Below are 13,113 nucleotides of genomic sequence, written 5' to 3' on the forward strand. Positions count from 1 at the left end.
TAACAAAGCCTGCCGGGGCTGGCCGCCGCCATCGTCATCCGCGGCCCCGTACCATGGCGTGCGTTGCCGCCCGATCCATCAACCTGAATCATGAATCCCGCCGCACGACGCTGTTGCCTGCCGCTGTCTGCCCTGCTGCTGTCGCCCTGGACAGCGGTGGCCGAGCCTGCGCCCACCGCCCTGCCTGCGGTGCAGGTACAGGCCGCACGGGTGCCGGGCATCGACCCGTTCGCGCTGCCGGCCAGCCAGGACACGGTCTGGATCAATACCAGCCGCGCCGGCACCGGCGCGCAGCTGTCCGAGGCGCTGGCCGGGGTACCAGGGCTGCTGGCGCGCGACCGGCAGAACTTCGCCCAGGACACACAGCTGTCGATCCGTGGCTTCGGCGCGCGCTCGACCTTCGGTGTGCGCGGGGTGCGGGTGTTGATCGACGGCGTGCCGGCCACCATGCCCGATGGCCAGGGCCAGCTGTCACACGCCAGCCTGTTGGGCGCCGAACGCGTCGAGGTGCTGCGCGGGCCGTTCTCGGCGCTGTACGGCAACTCCTCCGGTGGCGTGCTGCAGGTCTGGAGCGCGCAGGGCCAGGCCGGCGACCCGTGGCGGTTGCGGCTCAACGCTGGCGCCGACAACACGCTCAGTGTCGGCGCGCAGCTGAAGGGTGCCGGCCACCTGCTGGACTACAACATCGCCGCCAATCACCTCCGCACCGATGGCTGGCGGGACCACAGCCGTGCGCGCCGTGAATCGCTCAACGCACGCATCGGTGGTGCGCTGGGCGGTGGGCGGCTGGAGCTGTTGCTCAATGCGCTCGATGCCCCCGATGCACAGGATCCGCTGGGCCTGACCCGTGCCCAGGTGGCGGCGGATCCGCGCCAGGCCACGGCGGTGGCGCACCCGTACAACACCCGCAAATCGGTGCGCCAGCAGCAGGCTGGCCTGCGCTGGACCCGTGAAACGGGAGCGCAGCGCTGGCAGTTGATGGGCTATGCCGGGCAGCGCGCGGTGACCCAGTTCCTGCCCATTCCGCCCACGGCGCAGGCCAATCCGCTGCATGCCGGCGGCGTGATCGATCTGGACGCCGGCTACGGCGGGCTGGACGCGCGCTGGGGCTGGCACGGCGATCTGGCCGGGCGACCGCTGGACCTGGTGGCCGGACTCAGCGCCGACCGCCAGCGCCAGCATCGGACCGGCTACGAGAACTTCATCGGCAGCACGCTGGGCGTACGTGGGCGCCTGCGCAGAGACCAGATCGACACCGTGCATAACGTCGATCAGTTCGCGCAGGCGTGGTGGCAGTGGAGTCCACGCTGGTCATTGCTGGCTGGCCTGCGCCACAGCACCGTGCGCTTCGAATCCGACGACCGCTACATCATCGGCCGCAACCCGGATGACAGTGGCCGCCGGCGCTACCAGGCCACCACGCCGGTGGCCGGGATCAGCTTTGAGGCCAGCCCGCAGTGGCGGCTGCATGCTGCGATCGGCCGCGGTTTCGAAACCCCCACCTTCAACGAACTGGGCTATCGCGCCGACGGGCAGGCGGGATTGGCACTGGACCTGGCGGCCGCCCGCAGCCGCAATCTGGAGATTGGCAGCAAGTGGCACGCGCAGAGCGGAATCCAGCTCGATATCAGCCTGTTCCGTGCAGATACCGACGATGAGCTGGCCGTTGCCAGCAACACCGGAGGGCGCAGCACCTATCGCAACATTGGCCGCACCCGCCGCCAGGGCGTGGAACTGCAGTACCGACAGCCGCTGGCCGAGCAATTGGAACTGCAGTTGGCCTGGACCTGGCTGCAGGCGCAGGTGCGCTCGCCTTACCTGACCTCGAACAACGTGGTCGCGGCGGGCAGTCGCTTGCCGGGTGTGCCGCGCCAGCAGGCGTTCGCACGCCTGCAGTGGAGCCCCGCCGACTGGCAATGGGCACTGGAGGCCACGGCCAGCAGCGATACCGTGGTCAACGACGTCGCCACCGAACGGGCGCCGGGCTTTGCCCTGTTGCACGTGGAGGGCGGACGCCGCTGGACCCTGCCCGGCGGTGAACTGCGTGCCTTCGCGCGGCTGGAGAACGTGCTGGACCAGGCCTACATCGGCTCGGTGATCGTCAACGATGGCAATGGCCGCTACTACGAGCCCGGGCCGGGACGGCGGGCCAGCGTGGGTGTGCAGTGGTCGTGGCGCTAGCGCGGGACCGCTGCGCGCGCCGGGCAGGGCCCGGCGCTACCGTCAATCGGGGGCCTTGGCCGGTACGAACGGCGAGGTCGGGTCGCTGGCGGGGAAGGTTTCCTCCAGCGCCTCGTCCTGGTTGTCGCTGGCGCGCTGCTTGCGCTCGCGGCGCTTGAGCGGGCTCTCTTGGCCACCGCGATGGCGGTCACCGCCATCCTTGCGGTCCTGGGCCGCCTGTTCAGCCACATGTCTCACCGGCAGATGGTCGTCACCGTGCTCGGCATCGAAGAACGGCGCACCGGTGCCGCGGTAGTCGGCGTTGTCGGCATCGCGCTTGCCGCGCTGTTCACCGGGAAGGGGCGGGTGGTTTTCCCGCATCGGGTCTCGTGAGGTCTCTCGGCTCATGGTCTGGTACCTGCACTCGGGGCTCCCACTACACCGCCCTGCAGGTAAAGCCACTGCGAACCTGGCGTCATGAACATCTCGCTCACCCCCCGGTAACGGCACCGCGCGTATTCCTGCCCACCCGCCCCGCTGCAGGAGCCGGCCATGCCCCGTCTTGAACGACCCGCACCGTCCGTGTTCAACGCCCTGCTCGATCCGCTTGGCCAGCGCACCGCCCAGCGCCGCACGCGCCGCCAGGAAGATCCGCAGGCGGTGGCACAGGATTACCTGCAGTACATGCTCAGCGATTACGAGGAGAGGCGTGGCCAGAGCCACCGCAACTGGCGTGATCTGTGCCCGGTGTATGCCTTCGCGCTGACCACCCATGCCGCGGATTGGCCACGTGGTGATGCCGCCGATACCTGCGAGGAACTGGCCGAGCACTGGGAGCAGATGCGCGGGCAGTCGCGGTTGAGCTGGTCGCAGGCACGGCCGGTGGTGGAGGACGCCTGGCGCGCACTGGACCATATTCCGGCGGCGGCGGTGAGGCCGTTGCTGCAGTAGTGGCGGGCACTTGAAGCAGCCGAGCGTGGGCTCGGCTCTACAGCCAAGTGGTCGCGCCACCTGACGTGCACGGCACGGACACGGTTGGTTTACGCCCTCCGGCCCACGCTGGGCACCCTGCCCCGCCAAAGGTACGCCCATGGCCCGCCCGATCTGGACCGGCACGCTGTCGTTTGGCCTGCTCAATGTGCCGGTGTCGCTGATGTCCGGCGAACGCAAGGTCGATCTGCAGTTCCGCATGCTCGACTCCCGCGATCGCAAGCCGATCCGTTTCGAACGGGTCAACGCCGACACCGGCGAGGAAGTGCCCTGGAAGGACATCGTCAAAGCCTACGAGTACGACAAGGGCAGCTATGTCGTGCTGGAGGAAGGCGACATCCGCTCGGCCGCACCGGAGAGCCACGAAGCGGTGGAAGTGGAATCGTTCGTGGATGCGGCGCAGATCGACCCGCGTTACTACGAGAAACCCTATCTGCTGGTACCTGGCAAGAAGGCCGAAAAGGGCTACGTGCTCCTGCGCGAAACGCTGCGCAGCACCGGCAAGGTGGGCATCGCGCGGGTGGTGGTACGCACGCGCGAATACCTGTGCGCGGTGATGCCGCATGAGGACGCGCTGGTGCTGATGATCCTGCGCTATCCGCAGGAACTGGTGGATCCCGAGGATTACAAGCTGCCCACCGGCAAGCTGTCCGACTACCGCATCACCAGCAAGGAAACGGCGATGGCCGAACAGTTGATCGAGTCGATGGCCGGCGACTGGGATCCGTCGCAGTACCACGATGAATTCCGCGAGCGCCTGCAGCAGGTGCTGAACAAGCGCATCAAGTCCAAGGGCGGCACCACGCGGGTGGACGATGAGCCGGCACCGCGCGAGGACGCCAGTACCAACGTGGTCGATTTCATGGCGCTGCTGCAGAAGAGCCTGGATGCGAACACGCGCACGCCGGCGAAGAAGACGGCGACGCGCAAGGCACCGGCGAAGAAGGCTGCGAAGAAGACCGCCAAAAAGGCCGTGAAGAAAACCACCCGGCGCAAGGCAGGTTGACCATGTCGCTGCACCAGTACCGGCGCAAACGCCGACTTGGCGGTGGCGCCGGGCAGACACCGGAGCCTGACGACACGCGCGTCCGCGGTGATCCGAGGCGGCGGCCGACCTTCGTCATCCAGCTGCACCATGCCAGCTCGCGCCACTACGACTTCCGCCTTGAGATGGACGGCGTGCTGAAGAGCTGGGCGGTGCCGAAAGGTCCTTCGCTTCGCGTCGGTGAGAAGCGGTTGGCCGTGGAAGTGGAAGATCACCCGCTGTCCTACGCCACCTTCGAAGGAGACATTCCCGAAGGCCACTACGGCGCGGGCCACGTCGAGGTGTTTGATCAGGGTACCTGGGCCTGCGAAGGTGATCCTCTGCAGGCACTGGCGGCAGGAAAGATCGACTTCGTGCTGCATGGGCAACGCCTGGCCGGTGGCTGGAAGCTGGTGCGCACCGCGATGAAAGGACGCCAGGTGCAATGGCTGCTGATCAAGCGCGACGATGGTGAAGGGCGCGACGCCGAGGCGGATGACCTGCTGACGGCACCGATGCCGAAACGAGCACCTGCGGCGAAGAAGCGTTCCGCAGGGAAGGCGGTGCGCTCGGTCCCCGCCGCACGGACGACCACACGCAAGGCCGATGCGCGCTGGCATGCATGCGCACTGCAGCTGCACGGCGCACGTGATACGCCCTATCCCCGCGGGTTCAAACCGCAGTTGACCGATCATCGCGACAGTGCCCCGGACGGCGAGCGCTGGCTGCATGAGATCAAGTGGGATGGCTATCGGCTGCTGGCCGACCTGCACGATGGCGAGGTGAAACTCCGCTCGCGCAACGGCCTGGACTGGACGGCCGATTTTCCCGAGGTCGTGCAGGCCGTGCGGGCGCTGCCGGTGCGTGATGCGCGACTGGACGGTGAGCTGGTGGTGCTGGACAAGGAAGGACGCAGTGACTTCGCAGCGTTGCAGCGCGTGATCGACGGCAGTTCGAAACAACCACTGCGCTACATCGTGTTCGATCTTCCGGGTGTGGCCGGCGTGGACATCAGTCGTGCACCGCTGGTGGAGCGCAAGGCGCTGCTGAAGGACCTCATCGGGCCCGCGCCCGGCACCCTGGCCTTCAGCGAACACGTGATCGACCATGGGCCGCAGGTATTCGATGCCAGCGGCGAGGCCGGCTTTGAAGGCATCGTCAGCAAGCAGGTGGATGCGCCGTACGTGAATACCCGCGCGCGCAGCTGGGTGAAGGTGAAGCACGAAGACACCGACGAGTTCGTGATTGTCGGCTACACGGCACCCAAGGGTTCCCGGGTGGGATTCGGTTCGCTGCTTCTGGCCACGCCGGACAAGGCTGGCCTGCGCTATGTCGGCCGCGTTGGCACCGGCTTCGACGATGAAAGCCTGCGTGCGCTGCTCAAGGCACTGCGGCCATTGGCAGTGAAGACGCCCGTGCTGCAGTTGCCGGCGCATGTGCCGTTCCGCGCTGCCAGCGTACGCTGGGTGACACCAGTGGCGGTGGCGGAGGTGGCGTTCCGTGGCTGGGGCAAGGAAGGCCTGCTGCGCCAGGCCAGTTTCAAGCGGCTGCGCAGCGACAAGCAGAAGGAGGACCTGGGAATGAGCACCGCAGATGCCGAAGCCGGAGGTGAGGTCCAGATCACTCATCCGGAGCGGGTGGTGTTTCCAAAGCAGAAACTGCGCAAGGGCGACGTGGCCGACTACTATCAGCGCATGGCGCGCTGGATCCTGCCCGAAATCGCCGGACGTCCACTGTCACTGCTGCGCTGCCCGGACGGCGTAGGCAAGGCTTGTTTCTTCCAGAAGCACCATGGTCCCGGCCTGGGCGATGCGGTACATGCGGTGCCCCTGCAGCAGAAAAGCGGCCGCGAGGATTACGTCTACATCGACGACACGCGCGGCCTGCTGCAGCTGGTGCAGATGAACACCCTGGAGCTGCATCCCTGGGGCGCGACCGTGGCCGATCCCGAACATCCGGATCGTCTGGTGTTCGATCTCGACCCCGGCGAAGGCGTCAGCTGGGCACAGGTGAAAGCCGGTGCACGCGATGTGCGCGACCGCCTGCAGCAGGTGGGCCTGAAGAGCTTCGTACGCCTGTCCGGTGGCAAGGGCGTGCACGTGGTGGTGCCGCTGCAGCCCAAGGCAGGCTGGGACGAGGCGAAGGCGTTCTGCGAGGCGTTCGCGCAGGCAATGGCGCTGGAGCAGCCTGATCGCTACGTGGCGACGATGAGCAAGGCCAAGCGCGGCGGGGTGATCTTCATCGACTGGCTGCGCAACACACGGGGTGCTACCAGCGTGTGCTCGTGGTCGCTGCGTGCACGCGACAGCGCCGGCGTGGCAGTGCCGCTGCGATGGGAAGAGCTTGCACGCGTCAGTGCGGCCGACGCGTTTCCGATGGCCAAGGCACTGGCGCGCGCGAAGCGGCTGAAGGGTGACCCATGGCAGGGCATCGCGCGGTTGAAGCAGACGCTGCCGCGCATGGACCTGTAGAGCCGAGCATGGGCCCGGCTCTACAGGGGCGGCGTTACCTTGCGTCGCGCGACGCGCGTCGGCCGAACCACCAGCCGGCCAGCAGCTGCAACGGCAGCGATGCCAGCAGCGAAATGACGAACCAGAGCGGAAAATCAGCGCCTGCGGCCCACACCGCGTAGCCGCAGCCCAGCGCGATCAGTGACCAGATGGAAAAACCATGCGAACGCGGCCAGCAGGGCGCGTAGTAGGTGGCGAAGGAAATGCCGGCGATGCCACCGAGCACGCTGAAGGCCAGATCCCACCCCAGCTGCACGCTGTTGTTGTCCGGCGACATGCCCACCAGCGGGGGCAGCCAGCTGGCGACGCTGCTGACCAGCGCAAGCGACAGCACGCCGCCGATCAGGGCGACGAAGGACAGGAACAGGGTCTTGAGCAGTGCGGGCATGCGCGCATTGTAAGGCTGCGCGAAGTGCCTGGGGTTGCTGGCCTGCGGCCGGTACTACCGATGGATCGGCATGGCCGCCGCGTCCGTGGGAGAGGGGGACGGAGCGACGGCGGCCATGCACAGGCGGTCAGGCGGCGAAGTCGAGCACCACGCGGCCTTCGATGGTGCCCGCGTGCATGCGCGCGAACACGTCGTTGATGTTTTCCAGGCGGTCGGTGCTGACTGTGGCGGCGACCTTGCCCTCGGCGGCGAACTGCAACGACTCCTGCAGGTCCAGCCGGGTACCGACGATCGAGCCCCGCACGGTGATGCCGTTGAGCACCATGCCGAAGATGTCCAGCGGGAAGTTGCCCGGCGGCAGACCGTTGAGCGAAACGGTACCGCCACGGCGGACCATGCCCAGCGCCTGCTCGAACGCCTTCGGCGACACCGCCGTGACCAGGGCGCCGTGCGCGCCGCCGATTTCCTTCTTCAGGAAGGCAGCGGGGTCGGTGGTGCGCGCGTTGACGGTGATCTGCGCGCCGAGCTGCCGGGCCAACGCCAGCTTGTTGTCGTCCACGTCCACCGCCGCCACGTTCAGGCCCATTGCGCGGGCGTACTGCACGGCCATGTGGCCCAGGCCACCGATGCCGGAGATCGCCACCCAGTCACCGGGCCTGGTGTCGGTGACCTTCAGGCCCTTGTAGACGGTCACGCCGGCGCACAGCACCGGCGCGATCTCCACGAAGCCCACGTCCTTTGGAAGCAGGCCGACATAGTTGGCATCGGCCAGTGCGTACTCGGCGAAGCCGCCGTTGACCGAGTAACCGGTGTTGCGCTGCGTTTCGCACAGCGTTTCCCAGCCCCCCAGGCAGTGTTCGCAATGGCCACACGCCGAGTACAACCAGGGGATGCCGACCCTGTCGCCTTCCCTGACGTGCCCGACCCCGCCACCCACGGCCACGACGTGCCCCACGCCCTCGTGACCGGGGATGAACGGCGGGTTCGGTTTGACCGGCCAGTCGCCCTCGGCGGCGTGCAGGTCGGTGTGGCAGACACCACAGGCCTCGATCCTGACCAGTACCTCGCCCGCCCCCGGGCGTGGTACCGAGACTTCCTCGATGACCAGTGGCTTGCCGAACTCACGCACGACAGCGGCCTTCATGGTGGAATTCATGTTCGGATCTCCGTAGTGCGCTTGCCCACAGAATGACGCCGGCACGAGGCCGGCGCTTTGATCACGATCAAACCTTTGAAGATCCGTGCGCCGGGTTCAGCTGGCCAGCACCGAGGCCTCGCGGGCGAGGCGCTCGATGGCCTCCCAGTCGCGGGTCTGCAGCAGTGCCGGCGTGGTCAACCACGAGCCACCCACGCACAGCACGTTGGGCAGGTGCAGGAACTGCGGCGCGGTCTGCGCGCTGATGCCACCGGTCGGGCAGAAGCGCACGTCGGCGAATGGACCGTGCCAGGCCGCCAGCAGCGCGGCACCGCCGGCCTGCACGGCGGGAAAGAACTTGAACGTGTCTTGGCCGTGCTCCAGGCCCAGGATCAGGTCCGAGGCCGTGGCCGCACCGGGCAGGTACGGCAGGTCGGCATCGCGCGCGGCCGCGTACAGTGCCGGCGTGGCGCCGGGGGACACCGCGAAACGCGCTCCGGCCTGCTTCGCCGCCTGCATCTGCGCCGGGGTAAGCACGGTGCCGGCACCGATCACCGCGTCCGGTACGGCCTCGACCATGGCCGTGATCGCGTCCAGCGCCTGCGGCGTGCGCAGGGTCACTTCGATCACCGGCAGGCCGCCGCGGAACAGGGCCTGGGCCACTTCGACCGCGTCATTCACGTCTTCGGGGGTGTACACCGGAATCACCGGTGCCAGTTTCAGGACCGCGCGTACGCGCGGATCAGCGGCGGACATCGAATCGCTCCTCGCCCATCAGGGCCAGCACGTCAGCTTCGCTGACAGGATTGAAATCGCCGGGGATGGAGTGCTTCAGCGCCCCGGCGGCCAGGCCGAACCGCACGGTGGCGTCGGCATCAAGGCCGGACAGGATGCCATGCAGGATGCCGGCCGCGAAGGCATCACCGCCACCGATGCGGTCGACGATGCCCTGCAGATGACGCAGTGGGGCCTGTGCGCGGGTTCCGTCGCAACCCAGCAACACAGCGCCCAGCACATGGTGGTCCACGCTCAGCACCTGCCGCTGCGTGCAGGCCATCCACTGCAGTTGCGGAAAGGCACCGAACGCGGCGGCAGCGGCCGCGTCGATCCGCTCCATCAGGTCCGGCTGGGTGAAGCGGGTGCCCAGTACGACCTCCATGTCGCGGTAGTCGGCGAACACGATGTCGGCCTGCGCGAACAGTTCGCGCAATACCGCCTGCGCATCGCCTCCCCAGCGCTGCCAGAGGCGGGGCCGGAAATTGCCGTCGAAGGAGACGCGGACACCGGCCTGTCTTGCCGCGCGCGCCGCCGCCAGCGTGGCCGCCGCCACGTGCGGGCCCAACGCCGGGCTGACCCCGGAGACGTGCAGCCACTGCGCGTCCTGCAGCAGCGCTGGCCAGTCGTAGTCGGCTGCAGTGCTGCGCGCGAACGCCGAATCCGCGCGGTCGTAGACCACTTCGCTCGCGCGCTGTACCGCGCCGGTGGTGAGGAAGTACAGGCCCATGCGGCCCTCGGCGTCCTCGCGCACACCGCGCGTATCCACGCCGTGCCGCCGCAGTTCACCCAGTACATGCGCCCCCAGCGCATTGCCGGCCACGGTGCTGACCATGGCCACCTGATGTCCAAGCCGGGACAGCGAGACACCCACGTTGGCTTCGGCCCCTCCCACATGGACCTGGAGTTGCGGCGACTGCAGCAGCAGTTCGTTGCCGGGGGCACCCAGGCGCAGCAACAACTCTCCAAAACACACGATACGACCCATCTCAGCTCCTTCACGCGTGCCACCAGCATGGGACACTGCATGGCGTGTAAGTGGACCACGCGAGGGGCGTGGCGATTGGCTAGCGGTGTCATTCTAGACCGAAGACGCCTTGAGAGCGCTTGGGCTATATGTCGAAACCTTTGTCCTGCAAGCGTCTTGGAGACATTGCAAATCTGTTGCGGTGCAAGATGCCCGATCCCGGTGGTGCTGCTAACGTCGGTTTTGACTAGCGGTGTCATTTCGCCGCGCAGCTGCGATACCAGACCTTTGGGAGAGGGGAAAGGCATGCAATCTCGGATCCATGGAAAAAAGACACCGGTTACCTTGCTGGCCCTGGGGGTGGGACTCGCCCTGTCCACCAGCGCGGCCGCCCAGCAGCAGACCGCTACCGACCTGGACACGGTGAACGTCACAGGCTATCGCGCCAGTGTCGAAAAGGCGCTGGACATCAAGCGCGGCGAGGCCGGCGTGGTCGATGCCATCGTCGCCGAAGACATCGGCAAGTTTCCCGACCTCAATCTGGCTGAATCGCTGCAGCGCATTCCGGGCGTGGTGATCACACGCGAAGCCGGCGAAGGCCGCAACATCTCGGTGCGCGGCCTGGGCCCGGATTTCACCCGCGTGCGCATCAATGGGATGGAAGCGCTGACCACCGTCGGCGCCGGTGACCAGAGCGGTGGTACCAACCGCGGCCGCGGTTTCGACTTCAACGTGTTTGCCTCGGACCTGTTCTCGCAGCTGGTGGTGCGCAAGACCGCCTCGGCCGACGTCGAGGAAGGCTCGCTGGGTGCCACTGTCGACCTGCGCACCGCGCGCCCGTTCGACTACGACGGCTTCACCTTCGCCGCAAGCGGCCAGGCCGGCTACAACCAGATGGCCGAAAAGGCCGACCCGCGGCTGGCCGCGCTGGTCTCCAACACCTTCGCCGATGGTACCTTCGGCGCCCTCCTGTCGGTGGCCTACTCCGAGCGCCAGGCACTGGAGGAAGGCTCCAACACCGGCCGCTGGGCCAACGGCCCGAGCAATGGCAACTTCGCTGCGTCATCGCCGTTCGCCGCCGCACGCGCCGCTGATGTATTCCACCCGCGCTTCCCGCGCTACGTGCAGATGGAACACGAGCAGAAGCGCCTGGGCGTGACCGGCTCGCTGCAGTGGAAGCCCAGCGATGCCAGTGAAGTATCGCTGGACATGCTGTACTCGAAGATCGATGCCACCCGCGACGAGCAGTACATCGAAGCGATTTCCTTCAGCCGTGGCAGCAGCAGCACCCCGCGCCTGGTCGGCAAGCCGAGCACCATCGTCAGGAACGGCGAGATCCGCAACGGCGCGCTGCTGTACGGTGAATTCGACAACGTCGACATCCGTACCGAGAACCGCCACGACGAGTGGAGCACCGAGTTCAAGCAGATCAGCCTGAACGGCCAGCACCGTTTCGGCGACGACTTCACCGTGTCCGGCAAGCTGGGCATCTCGCGCTCCAGGCACGAGAATCCAGTGCAGACCACCGTCATCATGGACAAGTACGACGTCAAGGGCTACAGCTACGACTACCGTGGCAACAGCCGCTTCCCGATCCTCAACTACGGCATCGACCCGACCGACCCCAACGGTTGGGAACTGGCGGAAATCCGCCTGCGCCCGCAGTACGTGGACAACGACTTCGATACCGGCCAGATCGACTTCAACTGGAACATCAGCCCCGGCTTCCGCCTGAAGGGCGGCGTGCTTGCCAAGGACTACACGTTCAAGACCACCGAACTGCGCCGTGCCAGCGAACTGGCCGTGCCGACCTTCGCCAGCGGCAGCAGGATCGTGCCCGTGGACATGATCAACCAGGCCGGCCTGAAGGGCATCAATGGCAATCCGTCCAACTGGGTGGTGCCGAACCTGGATGCAATCGCCGACCAGTTCGACATCTACAGCAACAGCGGCATCTATGCCGTCGCGCCGCGCGCCAACAACGTGCGCAGCGTGGAAGAGAAGGACCGTGGTGCCTACCTGATGGGCGAGTTCAGCACCGAAATCGGCTCGCTGCCGCTGTCGGGCAACTTCGGCGTGCGCTACGTGCGCACCAGGCAGACCTCCACCGGGCTGTCGACGCTGGCCAGTGGTACCACCTCCACCACCGCCACCCGCACCTACGATGACACCCTGCCCTCGTTCAACCTGGTGGCCGAGGTCACGCCCGATTTCCTGATCCGCCTGGGTGCGGCCAAGGTCATGACCCGCCCGGGCCTGGGCAGCCTGACGCCAGGTGCAACCGTGGCCGTGGCCGGTGGTGCGCGCACCATCTCCAGCGGCAATCCCAACCTGGACCCGACGCGCGCCACCAATGTCGACCTGGGCTTCGAGTGGTACTTCGCCGAAGGCGCGATGGCGGGCCTGGGCCTGTTCTACAAGGACATCGAGACCTCGGTCCAGACCCTGCGCGAGAACCGCCCGTACACCGACAGCGGCCTGCCTGCCGAACTGCTGACCGGTACCGGCGCCTCGCCCACCGACGACTTCACCTTCACCCGGCCAGTCAATACCCCCGGCGGTGAGCTGTACGGCGCCGAGGCGAACTACACCCAGCCCTTCACTTTCCTGCCGGGCAAGTGGTCGAACCTGGGCGTGCAGCTGAACTACACCTGGGTCGAATCGAAGATCCAGTACATCAACTCGGCTGGCCAGCCGGTGATGAAGAACGATCTGCTGGGCCTGTCCAAATCGTCATGGAACGCAACGCTGTTCTACGAAGGCGAGACCTTCGCTGGCCGCGTCTCCGCCACCAACCGCGATGACTACCTCACCCAGGTGCCCGGTCAGGAAACCGGCTTCAACCTGGACGGCTACCACGGCATGACCGGCACCACGGTCATTGATGCGTCCATCCGCTACAAGATCAGCGACCAGCTGGAACTGAGCCTGGAAGGCATCAACCTGACCAACGAAGCCTCGGATGAATGGGTGTACTCGCCCGCCACCGGCCGCCTGCCACTCCAGTACACCGAAACCGGCCGCCAGTTCCTGCTGGGCGTGCGCTACAAGTTCTGAGCAACGCCGGCGGCGCGTACCGATACGCGCCGCGGTTCGCCATGACCGCTGCTGCGCCGCAAGGTGCCGCTGCGGCGTGGCCTTGCTACGGTCCGGCGGCCCGCCGCC

General features: G+C 67.0%; 10 protein-coding genes. 5 read left to right on the forward strand and 5 right to left on the reverse strand.

The annotated features are described in order from the left end of the window. Positions 1-90 precede the first annotated feature (90 nt). The gene (locus AC5P8D_RS18985) at positions 91-2,181 is read left to right on the forward strand and encodes a TonB-dependent receptor family protein (protein WP_329759983.1); all 2,091 of its coding nucleotides are present in this window, start codon (positions 91-93) and stop codon (positions 2,179-2,181) included. Between the two features lie 42 nt (positions 2,182-2,223). Here AC5P8D_RS18985 and AC5P8D_RS18990 read toward each other — a convergent pair whose 3' ends face one another. Further along, positions 2,224-2,568, reverse strand: coding sequence for a hypothetical protein (locus AC5P8D_RS18990; RefSeq protein WP_029380149.1), 345 nt, complete (start codon positions 2,566-2,568; stop codon positions 2,224-2,226). 144 nt (positions 2,569-2,712) lie between these two features. On the opposite strand from AC5P8D_RS18990, the gene AC5P8D_RS18995 reads away from it, so the two are divergent. From AC5P8D_RS18995 to ligD, 3 genes are all read left to right on the forward strand, one after another. Continuing rightward, positions 2,713-3,111 carry a hypothetical protein gene (locus AC5P8D_RS18995; protein ID WP_010487387.1) on the forward strand — a complete coding sequence of 133 codons (399 nt, stop codon included), beginning with the start codon at positions 2,713-2,715 and terminating at the stop codon, positions 3,109-3,111. A gap of 139 nt (positions 3,112-3,250) precedes the next feature. Further along, entirely contained in the window at positions 3,251-4,156 is a 906-nt protein-coding gene (gene ku / locus AC5P8D_RS19000; protein WP_010487384.1) for a non-homologous end joining protein Ku, read from the forward strand. 2 nt (positions 4,157-4,158) lie between these two features. Then, positions 4,159-6,645, forward strand: a complete 2,487-nt coding sequence (gene ligD / locus AC5P8D_RS19005) for a DNA ligase D (RefSeq protein WP_126560151.1) — start codon at positions 4,159-4,161, stop codon at positions 6,643-6,645. A 34-nt stretch (positions 6,646-6,679) separates the two neighbouring features. On the opposite strand, the gene AC5P8D_RS19010 is transcribed toward ligD, so the two are convergent. From AC5P8D_RS19010 to AC5P8D_RS19025, 4 genes are all read right to left on the reverse strand, one after another. After that, positions 6,680-7,072, reverse strand: a complete 393-nt coding sequence (locus AC5P8D_RS19010) for a hypothetical protein (RefSeq protein ID WP_043397740.1) — start codon at positions 7,070-7,072, stop codon at positions 6,680-6,682. 127 nt (positions 7,073-7,199) lie between these two features. Beyond that, complete coding sequence (gene adhP / locus AC5P8D_RS19015) at positions 7,200-8,228, reverse strand: alcohol dehydrogenase AdhP (protein WP_043397743.1); 1,029 nt, start codon at positions 8,226-8,228, stop codon at positions 7,200-7,202. 96 nt (positions 8,229-8,324) lie between these two features. After that, positions 8,325-8,963, reverse strand: coding sequence for a bifunctional 4-hydroxy-2-oxoglutarate aldolase/2-dehydro-3-deoxy-phosphogluconate aldolase (eda, locus tag AC5P8D_RS19020; protein ID WP_019658823.1), 639 nt, complete (start codon positions 8,961-8,963; stop codon positions 8,325-8,327). Then, positions 8,950-9,969 carry a sugar kinase gene (locus AC5P8D_RS19025; RefSeq protein ID WP_026346897.1) on the reverse strand — a complete coding sequence of 340 codons (1,020 nt, stop codon included), beginning with the start codon at positions 9,967-9,969 and terminating at the stop codon, positions 8,950-8,952. The genes eda and AC5P8D_RS19025 overlap by 14 nt, the downstream gene beginning before the upstream one ends. 285 nt (positions 9,970-10,254) lie before the next feature. Between AC5P8D_RS19025 and AC5P8D_RS19030 the strand changes: the two genes are divergently transcribed. Further along, positions 10,255-13,005, forward strand: coding sequence for a TonB-dependent receptor (locus AC5P8D_RS19030; RefSeq protein ID WP_029550752.1), 2,751 nt, complete (start codon positions 10,255-10,257; stop codon positions 13,003-13,005). Positions 13,006-13,113 lie beyond the last annotated feature (108 nt).

The sequence above is a fragment of the Stenotrophomonas sp. YJH_SMC_101-4 genome, from assembly GCF_059370395.1.